Source organism: Pseudomonas sp. LBUM1659, assembly GCF_059716045.1.
The window spans coordinates 2,513,934-2,531,326 of the sequence record NZ_CP166797.1 but is presented as its reverse complement, the minus strand read 5'-3'; the positions used below and the strand labels follow the sequence as shown (position 1 = coordinate 2,531,326).

The following is a 17,393-nucleotide window of genomic DNA, read 5'->3' as shown; positions in this document are numbered from 1 at the left end:
CTTTGATGGCGGCGATTTTACCCATTTCGGCGTTTCAAGGTTTACGTACAGAAACTAGTACTGCAGCATTGTCCGCAAACCAAGTCATTAAATGCGCCACCAACTTCCCAACTCAAAAAGCCCAAAGCATTAGCTTAAGGCAGCCCAAGATTAAAGTATGCTGCACCACGACCCTTCGCCCTTGTTATATTTCTTTATATACCCTTCAACAGTAATCGGTTTACGTGGTGTTCCCATAGACATTATATGAGTTCCGGTACCTTTACGACTGCCGGACTCAGGATGCCCATAGGTCGCAATACCTTGCGCCATCATTTGGTCAAGGTGATTTTTTTTACCCTCGTCAATCTCTACGTTTTTCGCAGCACTATCGATCTCGTTTATAGTAATTTTTCCACTATAGGCGAGAGGCTTATCAACTTCATTGTATGACAATTTCAAGTACCTCCACACCCCCCGACTATGCAAGTCAAGTTCACCTGGCCCGCCATCCCTTAATAGGTTATCCGAATCCGCATAAGCTTTATTGTCTTTATCTTTATACTGTGTGATAACCGCCATCTTCACGGGAATTTCCGCCCCTTTCTGGGCATAATGGCTAGACACCATAGCTCGGGCTTTTAGAATGCTTTCACCGGAAACCGCATAGTCAATCACCACTGCTGCTTGCATACCCTGCGACGCGTCGCCAATAGCAGATTCAAAGTACTTATCCCGGTTTACATTCCTCTCATCCGAAAGGTTTTCACGACCAGCTACCTGACCTCCGCGTGTCAGCCCTGAAACCTGTAATAGTGCAGTCTTGTAACCTGTCTGCTCTAAGTATGCCCCCAATGTTTGCGGGCTTCTACCAAGAATAATATAAAGGGTTTTATCCTTATCAACGCCAGCGGACTCCAAGCTGCGATGCATCGCTCGGGTTACAGATGCAAAGCCCTCCATATCTTTTCGGTCAAATCTATTACGGCCTATCGACGCATCACCGGGCGCCAACCCGTCCACATCCATAAATGTAATCGGGTTATTCCTGACCATCCGATACAGGTTCAGCCCATCCACCGTACCCGCCGGATCCGGGTTCAACCAACGCCCCAGCCAGGGCGCGTAGTAACGGAAACCATAGTAGTACAGCCCCGACACATCGCGTTCCTTGCCCGAATAGCGCACAAACTTGTACTTCGTCTCACTGGCGTTTTTCCCCGACCACACCGCCGTGCCGCCAAACGGGTAGTACTCTTCCTGGGTCAATATGTCAGCGTTCTGGTCCAGCTCGAGCAAGCTCGAACCGATTTGGTTATCCAGACTCGCGCGCAACTGATCATTGGCAATGTCGTCGGGTTTGCCTTCCTCCCAGTGCAACACCCGCACCTGCTGGCGACCGGCGCTGCCAACGCTGATGACCTGCAACCCTTCCTCGAGACGGGTGCTAACGCCTTGCGTGCTCTCGGTCCGGCGTAACTCCAAACCGGGCAAATAGATCACCTGCGCACGACGGGTCGTACCACTGGTATGACTCACCGTGGTTTTGCGTACCCGGGTGCCGCCGCCGTCATATTGGTAGTGTTCTTCGTCGTCATCGCTATCGCTACGCAGCACCTGGGTAACCGATTGCAGTTGATTGCGCCCATCCCACGTCATCGGTTGGCCAACCACCAGCTGCTTGAGGTTGCCGGCAGCATCGAACTGCCCCTCGACATCATCCTGCGTCAGGAACTCCGTCTGCTGCGCCGCACGATTGGACGTGCTGGAAACCAGCATGTCCAGGGTGTAATTGCGGTTGCCGACATGCCGCACCCGGGTCAGGTTACCGCCGTGGTCATAGCGGTATTGCCGGGTGTAATTGCTGTACTGGTTGGAGTCGGCACTGCTCGGTTCCGGCAACCCGGGGCCTTGTCGGCTTGCCCCGACATTCTCCCGGCCGCTGGCCGTGAGCAGCTGATACAACGCATCGTACTGATAGTCGTTGGCCGGCTCGATCTGCTGGTTGTTGTGGTAACGGCTTTCAATCGCCGCATCGCTTATCGACAGGATGTTGCCGACCGGATCGTAGACGTAGCTCAGGTCCTGCAACAGCGAATTGCGCCCGACCTGCGGTGGGCGTGTGCAGATCAACCGGCTCAAGCGCTGGGTTTGCGGCTCGTAGCGGTAGTCAGTGACCACCCCGTTGCTCGCCGCTTCACGCAACACCTGACCGCCGGCGCTGTAGGAGATTGATGTCAGGATCGGACGCTCCACGGCCTGCCCCACCAGGGTCAGGCCACTGCTTGCCAGCTGCCCGGCAACATCAAGCTGCTGACGTTGCTGATTGCCCTTGGCATCGACACTGTTCAGCACTTCGCCCAGTGCGTTGTAGCCGATGCGACTTTGATGTCGCTCGGGCTCCAGCACCACAGGCCACTGGTTTTCGGCGCCCTGCCAATCGCTGTGCGCCGAGTCATCCCGCAACAGTTGGCGGACCCTCTGCAGAGACTGGCCACTGATGGAGTAGCGGGCGACTTCGTTGAGCCCCGCCGTGTCGTAGTGCCGAACCAGTTGCCCGCGACAGTTGGCGTTGGTGGCATGGGCCTGGTCCTCGCCGTAGAGGTAGCGCTCGCTGACCCGTTCGCTGATTTGGGCACCGTCTTTTTCATGAACGGTACTCAAACGGTGCAGCCCGTCATAGGCAAAACGCCTGAGGTGTCCGCGACTGTTGTTCTGCCAAACCGGCCCGGTTTCAATGTCATACAGCGTGACTTGCTGACCGGCATCCTGGCTCTGACTCCGCAGCACCTGGCCGGACAGCGAGTTGTGGTAGCGAAAGTTCGGCAGCACCGCTGGATCGGCCTGCTGCGCAGCAAACAACCGGGGATCAATACTGCTCAATAGCTGCCCGCTGACGCTGTAGCGTTGTTGGGCAATCAACTCATTAGCCGCCTCGCCGACAGCGTTGCGGTTGTACTGCAGCGTACGGACTGACAAGCCACGGTTATCGACAATCGACACTGTGGGAGTGCCACTGCACAGTTGCGCAGTGGTTAGGTTGGAAATGGTACTCATGACAAAGCCCTCATGTTAGAGTGATTATTGCTCACGCCTGCCCTAAATATGCTGTTTTGATTCTGTATACTGATAAATAACGGACAAATACTCATTCCACAAAAACAACTAATTACTGCTAATCCAGATGATATAAGCGAATAATAATTTCACACCGCAACAGTGATCGATATTTAGGTACTAATGTCTCAGCAAACCTTATGATTCGGCCATTTCCTCTGTACTCCGTCGACGCACGGTCTGAAACATGTTACTCACTTGATCCAATCGATCAAAAATATCCACATCAAAGTCAAAATCTACCCGCTGACCGGGAGTAGCGCTTAATGATCGAGTACTGACTGTAGGTTCAGATGTCGACGGCGGTGGTTGATATTCACCAGAAAACGGATTGAGCGATGTCTCACGACACATAAGACAATGAACTTCATCGTACCGTATGTTATTTTTCGCCAACTCATCAAAAACGTTACTCAACCGCATAAATACGTTTTTAAAAATCAAACCTGGAGTTCTGCGACTGCGAACACTCAACACATCTACTCCATCTTCCAGGTGCCCAGCAATAGACTCATAATCATCACTGCTAAACTTTGAAATCATATAATCATGCACCCTACTAGCTGGCTCTTTCACTTTGTAGGTAGCTATGACTCCTTTAATAGCATCACCCAAATCCGCATTAATCAGGGATTTACCATGCGGACCGTAATACACCAATTTTGTTGCTTCCGGCACATTGAAGTGCATCAACAACGCCTGCTCCCCATGAGCAGTAATGAACAGCTTACTCCCCGGCGTACCTGGGTTACTTTGAAACAGATAAAAATGTTCACCCAGTGGTGTTGCCAGGTTAGGGGTCATCGAACCATTTTCAACCGAGGAGGCCTGATCCCCCGGTGCGAGCCCATTTTCGTCCTTCAAATTTACTGGGTTATTCCTGACCATCCGATACAGATTCAGCCCATCCACCGTACCCGCCGGATCCGGATTCAGCCAGCGCCCCAACCACGGCGCGTAGTAACGGAAACCGTAGTAGTACAACCCAGTGGCATCACGCTCCTTGCCCGAATAGCGCACAAACTTGTACTTCGTCTCACTGGCGTTTTTCCCCGACCACACCGCCGTGCCGCCAAACGGGTAGTACTCTTCCTGGGTCAGTATGTCCGCGTTCTGGTCCAGTTCGAGCAAGCTCGAACCGATCTGATTATCCAGACTGGCGCGCAACTGATCATTGGCAATGTCGTCCGGTTTGCCTTCCTCCCAGTGCAGCACCCGTACTTGCTGGCGACCGGCGCTGCCAACGCTGATGACCTGCAACGCTTCCTCGAGACGGGTGGTATTGCCTAGCGTGCTCTCGGTCCGGCGTAACTCCAAACCGGGCAAATAGATCACCTGCGCACGGCGGGTCGTACTGCTGGTATGACTCACCGTGGTTTTGCGTACCCGGGTGCCGGCGCCGTCATATTGGTAGTGTTCTTCGTCGTCATCGCTATCGCTACGCAGCACCTGGGTAACCGATTGCAGTTGATTGCGCCCATCCCACGTCATCGGTTGGCCAACCACCAGCTGTTTGAGGTTACCAGCCGCATCGAACTGCTCCTCGACATCATCCTGCGTCAGGAACTCCGTCTGCTGCGCCGCACGATTGGACGTTTTGGAAACCAGCATGTCCAGGGTGTAATTGCGGTTGCCGACATGCCGCACCTGGGTCAGGTTACCGCCGTGGTCATAGCGGTATTGCCGGGTGTAATTGCTGTACTGATTTGGATCGGAGCTGCTCGCTGTCGGCAAGCCCGGGCCTTGCCGGCTTGCCCCGACATTCTCTCGGCCGCTGGCCGTGAGCAGTTGATACAACGCATCGTACTGATAGTCGTTGGCCGGCTCGATCTGCTGGTTGTTGTGGTAACGGCTGTCAATCGCCGCATCGCTGATCGACAGGATGTTGCCCACCGGATCGTAGACGTAGCTCAGGTCCAGCAACAGCGAATTGCGCCCGGCCGGCGACGGGCGCGTGCTGATCAACCGGCTCAGACGCAGGGTTTGCGGCTCGTAGCGGTAGTCAGTGACCACCCCGTTGCTCGCCGCTTCACGCAACACCTGACCGCCGGCGCTGTAGGAGATTGATGTCAGGATCGGACGCTCCACGGCCTGCCCCACGAGGGTCAGGCCACTGCTTGCCAGCTGCCCGGCAATATCAAGCTGCTGACGTTGCTGATTGCCTTTGGCATCGACACTGTTCAGCACCTCACCCAGTGCGTTGTAGCCGATGCGACTTTGATGTCGTTCGGACTCCAGCACCACAGGCCACTGGTTTTCAGCGCCCTGCCAATCGCTGTGCGCCGAGTCATCCCGCAACAGTTGGCGAACCATCCGCAAGGGCTGGCCATTGACCGTGTAACCGCCCACTTCGTTGAGCCCCGCCGTGTCGTAGTGCCGAACCAGTTGCCCGCGACTGTTGGCGTTGATGGCATTGGCCTGATCCTCGCCGTAGAGGTAGCGCTCGCTGACCCGTTCGCTGGGCTGGGCACCATCTTTTTCATGAACGCTACTCAAGCGGTGCAGCCCGTCATAGGCAAATCGCATGAGGTGCCCACGGCTGTTGCCCTGCCAAACCGGTCCGGCTTCGATGTCATGCAGCGTGATCTGCTGACCGGCATCCTGGCTCCGAGCCAGCAGCACTTGGCCGGACAGCGAGTGGTGGTAACGAAAGTTCGGCAACACCGCTGGATCGGCCTGCTGCGCAGCAAACAACCGGGGATCAATACTGCTCAATAGCTGCCCGTTGACGCTGTAGCGTTGTTGGGCAATCAACTCATTAGCCGCCTCGCCGACAGCGTTGCGGTTGTACTGCAGCGTACGGACTGACAAACCACGGTTATCGCTGACCGACACCGTAGGAGTACCACTGCACCGTTGCGCAGTGGTTAGGTTGGACGTAGTACTCATGACAACGTCCTCACCAAGGAAGGGGCGTTATCCATGACCTCTTGCAGTGTGTCGTTTTCATCTTCGGCAATGGTGAACCACGGATAAATGCTTGTACGTCGCAAGTAGCCCAGCGCGGTGACGACCAAGTACTCACGACCAACGGGGTCGAAATAATGGGTATCGGCATACCCCCACTCTCGGGCACTGGCATCATTGACATAGATCGGCACGTCAATGAAATAAGGCTGATACTTTCGAATCGCCTGGCCTTTATTGTCGTACTCGGTACGCCCGGATACGGCCCAGCGCGGCGCCGATCCCGTATCACGCTCAACAGGTTTTCCAGCCTCGATCTCCAGTGTTCCGTCAGCGCTGACGACATACGCAAGCCCGGGCGGACATTTTTGTTTGGCCTGCAGGGTGCGACCAAATCCGTCAAAAAGTGACAGTGAGATCCTGATCTGCGCAGCAGGAGTCGCGCCTGGATATTGATCTGCCAGGAGCGTCGCGGCTTGCACCGGGTGACGCTCGACACGGGCAATCGCGCCACGCACCGACTCGTTGACACCCTTGATCGGCAGGTCTGACTGGGCCCATGCATAAGCGCGTGAACGCAGCCGACCGTTAAACGTCAGAAGGTAATTGTGCTGCAGCACACGTTGGAGTTCGGACCCCAGATCGGGCGATGAAAGCGCGGTCAACTCGTCGTTGGAAAGGTGCCCCATCCAACTGTAAAAGTCATACAGATAGACTTGCGCCGCGTGCTGAACAGCCGCAGAGGGCGTTGCCAGCGCGGCATCGATACTGGCCAAGGCAGAGTGGCTGGAATCAAATTCAACCAACGGAGAAAATCCGATGGCCACTGTATTATTCGCCTCATCCAGCTCAGTACCGTAACCGGAGCTTGCAACCACCTGACCCAAGGCATCGAGCAGCACTTCCTGGGTGTTTTCGTTTGCATCGATGATGCAATTCGGGCTGAGAAAACGGTAATCGTAAAACGCCTGGACCCGATTGCCTGCACCGTCAGTGACCGACGTGACAACGCAACTGTGCGCATCGTAGGTAAATGTATGAGGCGCCACGATGAGCGTACTTTGCGTGGCGCTTGGCCGGTAGAACGGCAACCGGCTGCCATTTTCGACATAGGTGCTGTAACCGCCGGGAATCACCCAAATGTCCGGGTTTACGTCAGTCGGTTCACTAAACACCTTGCTGCGCTTCAAATAGCCCGCGGTGGGTAAGGCAACCTCAAGATCAAGGGCCGAAACGCCGTCATACGCCTTGAGCGACTCGTCATCGAGTTCGGCCGTTTCCTGATGATGGACCAATGCCAGCGCAGGAGGTGGTGTTCCCGCGAGGACAACATCTGTACCTGAAGCATTGAAATAATAAGTGACTGTCTGTCCCGCAAAGGTGCGCGGTTGTGTCGAGCCGATCAGGCTATTCGATGCTATCAGCGCTTCGTAACTTAAACCGGTGCGGGTCAAGGGGTAGCCACTGTACTCTGTCGTGTGTATCAACACATTTTGCCGTTGCTGATAAGGCAGCCCCAGCCGCCATTCATCCGAGTGTGTCAGGTTGTAGACACTGCTGCGACTCTCGGTCAGGCGCAGCGGTGTCTGGCTTTCGTCGTAAGTGCTCGCCCACACGGCATCCGGTACAGCAGCCGGATAAGGACTTGTGGCCGGTTTGGGCTGACGAGGGTAGTTGACACCGACGGTCCAGAGCGGAGCACCAAACTCATCGGTCCGCAAAGTCACTTGCTGCTGAACGACAGGGTCACCGGCAATGCGCTCGTAACCGACGCTTAGCTGCTCCAGAGCCATCGGCAGGACGACACTGTATGCCTCTGGAGAAACGGCATCCTGAAGCAAGCGAACCTGCATCCGAGTTGTCTGGACACTGTACGGAACGCCCTGCTGGAGACTGGCGTCCTCACCGTAAATCTCTGTCCGTTGCATGCTGCCTTTCAAGGCACGGTACAGCTGGTAGCGAGTAGAACTGTCAATCGATGGCAGCAGATCATCATTGCCGGTCGCGGGATTTAACCGGGTTAAGCGCGGCGCCCCCAGACCAAATACCAAAGAGTCTTCATAAGGAAGTGCACCGGACAGCTCATCACCTTCCCGCCCGGTGTTGTACCAGACCTTGGTCAGCGTCGGCGCAGCGGTCGGTAGATCACTCGCGGTCGCCTGGGCACGCTGCTCGGTGTCCAGATGCTGGACGAATCCAAAGCCACGAAATTCCCGATCAACACCATCATAGACTCCGTGTCGATAGAGGTACTGCTGGGTGAGGCGATTGCCGCTGATCTCATCTAGCGTGCTTTGTGTCGACACCACGGGTACAGCGAATGGCAGCTCACAGACACTCTCGGGCGATGCCTGCTTTTCGTCGAGCCATTCCTGTGCAGAACTTCGATAGGTATAGCTCGTATGGGTGCCCAGATTGTTGTTGGACGACACCAGCAAGTACGGCTTGGACGCTGCAAAAGTGTAGTGCCAGTGCTGGGGTTTGATATGGGAGACGGTCAGTACCAGCGAGGTCGTTCCGGTACCACTGAGATCGGCAAAGCTGATCTGGTCCAGTTGGTCAAACCGCACACCCACGGGCATCGGCAAGATCAGTGGCACACTGCTGAAACCGTTGCCGGACTGATTCAGGAAGATCAGAAACCGCTCGGACTCGGCATAGATCAGATCAGCCGCCCCGGAACCATCCAGATCAGCCAGAAAAACCCTGGAAGGATTGAACGTACGCTCGTCGAATGGAAGCTGGGCCAGTACCAACGGTTCGCCGAAGGTCCCTCTTCCCAGATTTGGCCAGCAGGTGAGCTGGTTATAGCGGATCTGGACCAGATGCTGCTGACCTGAACCCAGCACATCACTGAACGCAACAATCGATGCTTGATCACCCGACTGAATTGGCAAACGATCATCGCCGTCATGCGCAACATCTCGCCCTGCGCCGTAGCCCTTCTCTCGGTGGTTGGCGTACAGCCGAACACTTTTGGGGCCAATCAAGGCCAGATCGGGCAGGCCAGTACCCATCAAATCGGCCATCTGCGCTGATGGATGCAGGAACTCTATGGGGAATGCCGGATAGGGTACGAAATGGCTCCAACGCTGATCGTGGTTCAACGTGAAATAACCCGCCAACCCTGGTTGTGCAATCAGCCAGTTGAGTCGACCTGTGCCCATGAGGTCGACAAGTGCCTTTCGCTCATTCCCCTCAGGCAGTAGAGAAGGCAGTTGCGGCAATGATTGCCAAGGTGCGTAGCTGACCGCATCGGGGCCTTGCGTACCGCGAATCGGCGCCCGGTAGCGCCAGTCGTTGCCCTCCTGATAGAGAACCCCGGAGAGGCCTTCGCCCAGCAAGTCAACTAATTGATAGTGCTGCCCATCATTGAGGCTTGGGAACGATGGCAATGCCGAATAGCCAGACGAGTTAAAGTCCGGTGTAAATGAGCTGTAAGACCAATCCACTGGCGGTCGGGATTGAACAGTTCCGTCACTCTCATAGGCCAACACTTGTGCGCCGATCAGTTGAGACAGTTGCGGCGACTGTTGGTACTCCAGCAGCAGACGCGAGACCAGTTTGTCCGACTGTCCGAGCTCCTGGGAAAAATGGTGAAACATCAACACTTGCTGACACAACCGGTGTGTGCGCACTTCAAAACCGAACGAGTAGTCGGAGAATGAATCTGCGCGGCACGGCCAACTGCCAGAGGGCAACAACGGCGGCGCCACCAGCGGGTCCAGTGTTCGCTCGCCATAGTCAAACACCAACGTAAACAGCCATGCCGGAGCCTCTGTCGCCGTGAATTTACGCCAGGCATAGAGCGGCTGATATTCAGTGACGTTACCGTATTCGACGTATTGCAAATAGCAATTGGCGGCGTGCGACCGAGAAGCTTCCTGTCCACTCAGGATGCAATTAGCAGTGTCTTCCTGCTTGTAGCGATATCGAATGTGTTCGCCGGTCAATGTCACTGACTCTTCAAGCAGCCAGACACCGATGTGGCCCGGTTGTGCAGGATCGGTAATCCGTGCCTCGGCGGACTTGCCAAGACAATGCAGTTGACCATCTGCTGTGTGCAACAACCAGAAATCACCCTCGATAGTTGCTGGGCTCCAGCGTTCGATCCTGCTGAATGAACCTTCGATACACGGAAAGTAACGCGTGACCGTATAGGTCTGGCCGAGGTCCAGCCCACCATAGCTGTCGCGCTGGGTGGTGATCACGTTGTGGTCGGAGCCCGTTTCTGGAACCAAAACCTCGCCATCCGGCGCCAAATACGTATCGTCTTCCTGATACAAGGGCGCGCCCCGACTGGTACGTCGGCGGATGGTCATTTCAGAAAGGCCCCACCCCATGGCGAAAGCGCCATTACCGGCACCGCTGCTGTAATTCAATGACAATGCAGGGGCATGACCTCGTCCGGCGGACACAGGCAATGCCAGCGTTCGGCTGGACATCCCCGTCAAACCGACGCTGCCCAAGGCTTCCCCCATGCCCTGGATTGCACCACCACCTTTGGGCAGCGAGGGTTGATTCACTTCAACGGGAGTGTTCTGACTGGTATTCATAATTCATCCTCAAAAGTTGCGCGGGTGTTCTCCAACGCGGCCAAGGGCTGAGCCCCTGGCACGCGGCCACTGTCAGTACCCTTTGAGGGTGTAGCGGAGATGGAAAATGACATCGACCAGGCTTTCCACCAGCTCACGCTGCTGCTGACCTGTGCCGGCATTGAAGAACGTCAGAACGAGCGTCCCGGTGGTGGTTAAATCGTTTTCAAATGGTAAGTATTTCGGATCGTTGAAATCGACCGTAAACAAGCCGGAATCATCGAGCCCGCGGGACAGCGCAACATAGTTGCCGTCTTCCATCCCCAAGGTGGCCTCTACATCCTGATAAGGCCCAATCAAAGCCGGTAACGTAACGCTGATATTTTTGAAGCGCCCGGTCTTATGCGTGCTGCCATAGGCGCCGTTCAGATCAAGCGCAGCGATCTTCAGCGTAATGACTAGCTTGTCGTCGTTCAGCATCGTGATTGCTACGCCGCCAGCCTCTGCAACCGGGTTGCCCGAAAGCGCCCCGTTGAGGAACACGGAAAAGCTTTTACTGCTGCCCGCTCGAGTGATTTGAGTATTGAGCGAAATGGTTTTCTGAATCTCCAGCCCGCGTTTGTCCAGGCGCAGGTAGATGTTCTCCATTTTTTGCAGCTCCAGTTGCAAGCTTTCCCCGGCCAGCAAACCTTGATAGAGATCGTTCCACATTGGCGCGGTGAACAGACTGCCAGCGTTGGAATCGCCTATTTCGCGTCCCAGCGCAGCTTTCGTCGTCAGGCACAGCGCCAGTGCGCTGTCATACAACTGGTAGTAAAGCGAGGAGAGTCGACCGGACATCCAGTTAAACAACTCCAGCCCGGTGAAGCGTGTGGTCTGCAGGCTGTACTGCGCACGCATATTGCTCAGTTCCTGTGCGTACAGCGCTTTTTGCTTTTGCGCCATCGCCAGTTGCTGATTCTGCGACTGGATTTGTGCTGTCAGCTGTTTGACTTCGAATTCCGCACTTTCCTTCTGAATCTGCCAGTCCGCGCGTCGACGTCGGTACTGCTCACTGATATCCAGTCGCTGGGCCGAAGTTTCCAGGATCGTCGCCGACGCTTGCAGCCCAAAGGCCACCGCACGTGCCGCACCGCCCCATCGCGATCCACCTACCGCCAGCCCGAAGGTGTTAGGTGCCATTTCAACCGCAGCCCCCACCACGTTGCTGATCAGCGAGCCGGCGTTCAGCGCCCCGGCTGCCACACGCAAATCCATGGCACTCTGCTCACTGCTGGAAATCCAGTTGTTGTAAAGGCCCGTGTAATGCGCCAGGCGAGTTTTCGCACTGTTCAGCGCCTCTGTCGCGGCGGTCACCCCGGACGTCAGCGAGGCGATGTTATCGACCTGAAGTTCCTGAGTCAGTGTCGAGATCTGTTGCTGCTGGGTCTGTACCAACAGGGTCATGTACTCGTTGTCACGCTGCAGCAGTGCTGTTTGCAGTTCGTTGCCGAACTGAATGACGCTGCTCACCGCCGTGCGGGCCTTGTCCATCAATACCGGGAAGCGAAATTCACTGAGCTGCTTTTTGGCGGGCACTGAACCACCCACTGCGCCGTTGCCCGCGCCGTGCTGAAGCTGCAAGGCAGTGGGTGAAACCGGCGTGGCAAAGAGTGACAGCACCAAGGGCTGGCCATCGAGGGTCAGGTTGTTGCGCAGGTTGTAGAGGCGCACCTCCAGTTTGTCCCAGTACATCAACAGGTCAGCGTTGTAAGGGGGTAAAAAGCTGCCATTGGCGTCTTGCAGATGAGCCTTGAACAAGGTTGCCATGCGACTGGAAGTTTGTTCATTGCTGCTGTCGGATTGCTGAAGGCTGATGGCAGAAGCCTCCATTGCGACCGTGGGATTGGACCAACTGTTGGTGTAATCAATCTCCGGTCGCGGGCCCAGCATTTGCGAGGCCTGTATGTAGTACATTTTCGCCTGGGTCAGGTAATCGCGTTGCTGCATCCGGTAGCAATTGTCGCCATGCTCGATCAGCGTGTTCACACTGCTGAGGAAAATCGCCATCTTGTAATGCATGGGGTCATTCATGGCGATGACGTCCGGGTCGACCGTCTCGGGAATGGACGCATTCCAGGCCTGGTCCGCTTGCAGCGGCACCACGTTCCAGTAACGGATGTTCTCCTCTACCCTGTCCAGGATGCCTAGACTGTTACGATACCCCGTCGGCGAGAAGATATATTTATGCCATTGCTCTGCTCGAGCGTAGTTCTGCTCAGTCAGATAGCGGTCGGCGATCAGGAAACTGCTATGGAAGAACAACTCCCAAAAATACAGCCCGTAAGATCCGTTAAAGTCGATAGGCCTTGTAGCATTTAATTCAATTCGGCTATTTTGAGCATTGTGATCCAAAAGACCTTTTACACCACCGAGATGTAATAGAGAGGTAAAATATGATGCCGCATTAGTTGTTAGCGAGGCAATAGTTTTTGCCGCACCAGTGCTGGGTGAAAATTTCAATGCCCCGCCTTCCAGATGACACGTATCAGCATGATTGGAGTTCAACCAATTATTGAAAACCATCACTATCGCGGACTGTGACCCATACAGCTTAGTAAGCCTGATTTCTTTAGTGTCAACTCTTAATGGAAACAGCACTTCACCAGCGCCCACCGCATGGTTATCCTGGGATTGGCCGGCATAATTTAGAGAGTGCACAGTTAACACGCCCTCCCCTACACACTCAAACAAAATACAACTATCGACCAAACTCTTGATCGTTAGTCGCAGATTACTTCCCGGCACATCATAGCTATCACCTACCTTGGCGCGCCCGACAGGATAATTAATATCCAACAACACAGGATTACCACTACCCCAGGTAAAACCTTCGGTAGTGTAAAGGGTTAAATCACCTAATCTTAAATCATTGGTCAACGCAAAGTTGCGAGGCTTCTTTACCAGATAGTCTTTTTTTAACGAAGTCCAGACCCCATCCTCCTGCAAGTACCAGATATTGCTGAAATACTCATATTCCAGTACGACGTCGTTTGAGCCTGTAGAGCCTTTTGCTGCCTGACTGATCCAGCAAATGTATAGTCGATTTTTAAACCAGCAGGGTTTGATGGAGTTATCTAATGCTTCCACGACGGGCGCATTGATTTTTAACCATTGTGACCATGCACCCGCCATAAGTTCTTTATTATCACCGCGCATGGCCATATTGCAACTGCGCCAGTAATAACTATGGGGAGCATTTTTACTCCGACCAATAAAGTAAATAACATCAGTACTAGTATCTGATGTGTTTATCCCAGCCTGCGAAGCACTGATGGTTTCAAGATCCGCCACGGTTTCGAAACCTAACAAATACTTCTGAAAACCCTTCTCGACACGACTGTCAGAAATTCGCCCCTGGTTAATGGTTTCTTCAAGAGCTTCAAACAATTCTGTTTTATTATAGCGCAGCCCGGGTTCAATATAGCTCGAGGCGTAATACTGCAAACGCTCCTTACCCGCCCACGTCGAATACACCTGATTGTAATCCGGCCAGTCATAAAGAAAGCGGCCTGGCTTGGATTGCTCAACCATGGTCGACCCAGAGGAATTGTTCACATCCGGATCAGTCCCCCTCAGGCAGCGATTAATGTACAACTGCAAACTGGAAATGGTTTCGGCAACCCGGGAAGTCAGGACTTCCGGGCCAATCCGGGTGTCGAGTAGCAGATACTCGTAAAGATCCTCGGCATTTTTAACACGCAGGCTCAAGGGTGTGTCATCTCCCAATGCTGTTTGGGGAATGCAAAAAGTCGTGTAATAGTCAACCAGCGCATCGCGTCGCGCGGTCTGGATGGCATTGATGGCGGTTTGGTTATTCATGATGTGCTCCAGATACTGAATAGTGACAATTGATTAGTTCTTGATCGCTGCGCTTAATTGCTCGGCGACACCACGAATCAGATTCGACTGTCCCTCATTGACTGATTGCGGCCTGGACATTTCAAAAATCTGGGCAATACAATTATTGCCGACGTTCAAGTGCGCACTGACTTGCATCCAGGCTTCCAGATGACAAACATCATCGAAACAAGTTGGAAAGTTTCGATAGATCTGGTGATTAACCAGATAACTATTCATAAGAAGAGTTTTTTTCGAGTCCCAGCCGTGGATCGTTGCCAGCGCGTCAAGTGCTTGGTCAAGTATCTGGCCCTGTTGATTAGCCATCTCGAAATAGCCGAAAGCTTCGGAGGCCGGAACAACGATTCGCGACAACCATTGTTTGAGACGTACAATTCTCAATAGCAGTGGCATGGACGGCTCTACCGAGGCGTCCGACATAAACCAACTCGGACAGTCGACAATCAGGTACAGGTCTTGCTCGGTCAAATCGGCCCATTGGCTGATAAGGGCGTATTGCGCCATTCCCTGGCTGTAACGAGCAATGTTGGCTGCGGCTTGCGAATCACTCTCTTCCGGTTCAGTACCGTGTACTCGAATCACATCGGCCCAGAAATCATTGAGACGATAGGCTGCAGCACCATCCGCCGTGCGAAAGTAAAAGTCCTGCCATTGCAGCAATTTACCCATCACATTAGGTTTACTTTTAAATACTGGTGCAATGGCTTGGTGCAGCCTTTTTGCAAGTTCTGGAGAAATCGGTTCGTTGGTCTGATGACTAGACGCGACACTATCGCCAATAAGCGACGTGTAGAGATTGTGTGTGAAATTGTGCAACTCTGGCGTGAAGATGGGGCTGTAGACGTCCGTCGTCATGCTCAGGGCGGTGCGAATATCCAACTGGTTGTCGACCATCCAGGCAAGCACCGTTTCGGTTTGCCGAATAATCTCAAGCGTATCCAGCGTGGCCTCGCGAGCCACTCGCCCGGCTGTATCTTTATCGGGATTGAGCAACTCCCAGAGCAGGTTCGCCTCGGTAAAACTCAGACCGAGCATGCGTGGAATCATGGCTAATCGGTAGAGCTGGGCGAAACGCGCGGACGTCATGTTTACCGTGGTGAGGTTGGCAGTACCGAAGGCTAACCCGGCCATCTTCTGGAGCTCATCCGCCGAGACTTTAAGTGCCCCACAAACGATGGCGGTTTGAGCACTGTGTACTGCAGAGTCAAAGTTGAGCGTGGCGTTCAGAGGAAGGGTGGTGCCATCCGTAGTCGAGGTGAATAGCCGCTGATAAAGGCTCTGCTCGGACTTCCGAGCGAAAGTATTCATCTCTCCGATGAAACAACAGAACTCTTCGCAGGAGATACCGTACGTTGTCGACAGACGCGTAAACTCGGCAAGGGTGTTGAGCACTGGCGTATCCAGCCACATAGTCCTACGCGTGTGGATAGCCCGATTGGCATTCAAGATCAGCCAATCAAGCTCATGAAATTCGAGATTGACTTGGCGTTGAAGGCGAATGAGCCGCTGTGCACGATCACAGAAAAGCACCTCATTCGCGCCGGACAGTTTCAGCTCAAGTTTGTTTGCATCAGTCGTGTAAACGAGCAAAGAGGCTGGATCTGAACTCACATTCGATAGATAGGTTTGCCCGTATACGTCGACATTAGCAGGCGCGTTGTCACCGCAGCGCCAGAACACCGATTTCATGAGATTGGTGACAACACTGCCCGAGTAGTCGGCCTGAGCAGTCATGCCGATCAACTGATTGAAAGTCAGTCCGGTACGCGCGATAAACTCATCGACCGACTTGAGTTGCCCGGCGATATCAGACTCAGATGCAAGGTTGTAATGACGTTTTACCAGGTTTTCATTAGAACTTAGGCTACCCAGAAGGGTGTAAAGCTCAGGCGCTATTTCCAGTTGCTCTCGCGTTTTCGGCGACGCTGTGAGGATCGGATTTAACGTGCCACCTTCCCAATTGAAAGTACTAGCGTTGAAGGCGGTCATTTGATCATCGGCCAGCGCGGACCAGAGCTTCACAAGTGAAAGCTTGTTCGCCGACAGCGCGCTACGTACCTGCACCAGGTTATCGTGATAAGGCAGTGTCATCGGATACCAGACAGTTTCCAGCGTCTGCAGGTCAGGAGCACCGGATGATGCCTGCATGCCTCTCAACAAGGTCTCGTTCAAAATATCGAGTGTCGATATTTCTTTAACCAGATTGGTTTCATCCAAAATTAGGTTTTTGATATCTGGACGACGATTATCTATATGCAGCGGGCTGCTGACGGAGTGAAGACCTTGGGCAATCCTATAAAGCTCAACCAAGTAGCGTCCCGGCGAGAACAGCGATTGAATAGACGTTACTTCCGCGTAGCCAGCGCCGGAACGCTCGTCAAAAAGATCATCAAAATCTACGGCGCCACCCAGCGAGCGCCCCATCGCCACTTGTAGCTCCTGCGGAAATGGTGCAATGCCCAATTTTGGAATGCTTTGCATGACCGGTTCATTACGAGAGCGGAGTGTTCGATGGATACTCTCCAGGGCTTCGACTCGCTTGCACGCTGCGGTATGAATCAGTTCAGCCTGCTCTCCAGACAGCTCTTCCATCGCGCAGCAAAATTGTTCCAGTGGTTCTTTAGCAATATCGAAGATCGAATTAAAACCCTTTTCATCAAGCTGATTTATTGCCACCTCGCTTTCCGTGGACATTTGTAGCGACCGCAACAAAGACTCGTTCATAGTATTATTCTCAGCGTTTTATCTATTGAAAACCGAAGTGCATTGCGCTGTCTGCCATGGACAAACGAGCCCGCACGCAGCAAGCACTAAGCTTAATTAGTCAAATCATTCGAAAGGTCGATAAAAAACTTGATAGACCCGCAAGAAAACCGACGCTGAAAGATCAAGCCCGTCCAGCGCATTGCGATTCATCTCGATAATTTCTTAAATACGACCTGCCTCCTTTGCAGA

General features: G+C 53.8%; 5 protein-coding genes. All 5 read right to left on the bottom strand.

Features of this window, described 5'->3' with window-relative positions; genetic code table 11:
- Nucleotides 1–150: 150 nt before the first annotated feature.
- The 5 genes from ACA048_RS11420 to ACA048_RS11400 all read right to left on the bottom strand — a co-directional run bounded on the left by ACA048_RS11420 (nucleotide 151) and on the right by ACA048_RS11400 (nucleotide 17,162).
- Nucleotides 151–3,036, bottom strand: coding sequence for an RHS repeat-associated core domain-containing protein (locus ACA048_RS11420; protein WP_497629195.1), 2,886 nt, complete (start codon nucleotides 3,034–3,036; stop codon nucleotides 151–153).
- A gap of 198 nt (nucleotides 3,037–3,234) precedes the next feature.
- A complete protein-coding gene (locus ACA048_RS11415) occupies nucleotides 3,235–5,985 on the bottom strand; it encodes an RHS repeat-associated core domain-containing protein (protein ID WP_497629194.1) in 2,751 nt (916 codons plus the stop codon).
- The gene (locus ACA048_RS11410; protein ID WP_497629193.1) at nucleotides 5,982–10,559 is read right to left on the bottom strand and encodes a SpvB/TcaC N-terminal domain-containing protein; all 4,578 of its coding nucleotides are present in this window, start codon (nucleotides 10,557–10,559) and stop codon (nucleotides 5,982–5,984) included. Before ACA048_RS11410 ends, ACA048_RS11415 begins: the two co-directional genes overlap by 4 nt.
- Nucleotides 10,560–10,631: 72 nt before the next feature.
- Nucleotides 10,632–14,399 carry a Tc toxin subunit A-related protein gene (locus ACA048_RS11405; RefSeq protein ID WP_497629192.1) on the bottom strand — a complete coding sequence of 1,256 codons (3,768 nt, stop codon included), beginning with the start codon at nucleotides 14,397–14,399 and terminating at the stop codon, nucleotides 10,632–10,634.
- A 33-nt stretch (nucleotides 14,400–14,432) separates the two neighbouring features.
- On the bottom strand, nucleotides 14,433–17,162 hold the full coding sequence (locus ACA048_RS11400) for a Tc toxin subunit A (RefSeq protein ID WP_497629191.1): 2,730 nt from the start codon (nucleotides 17,160–17,162) through the stop codon (nucleotides 14,433–14,435).
- Nucleotides 17,163–17,393 lie beyond the last annotated feature (231 nt).

Excerpts from the sequence above, each read along its gene's own strand:
- ACA048_RS11400 (WP_497629191.1), bottom strand. The coding sequence starts at position 17,162 with ATGAACGAGTCTTTGTTGCGGTCGCTACAAATGTCCACGGAAAGCGAG.
- ACA048_RS11415 (WP_497629194.1), bottom strand. The coding sequence starts at position 5,985 with ATGAGTACTACGTCCAACCTAACCACTGCGCAACGGTGCAGTGGTACT.
- ACA048_RS11405 (WP_497629192.1), bottom strand. The coding sequence starts at position 14,399 with ATGAATAACCAAACCGCCATCAATGCCATCCAGACCGCGCGACGCGAT.
- ACA048_RS11420 (WP_497629195.1), bottom strand. The coding sequence starts at position 3,036 with ATGAGTACCATTTCCAACCTAACCACTGCGCAACTGTGCAGTGGCACT.
- ACA048_RS11410 (WP_497629193.1), bottom strand. The coding sequence starts at position 10,559 with ATGAATACCAGTCAGAACACTCCCGTTGAAGTGAATCAACCCTCGCTG.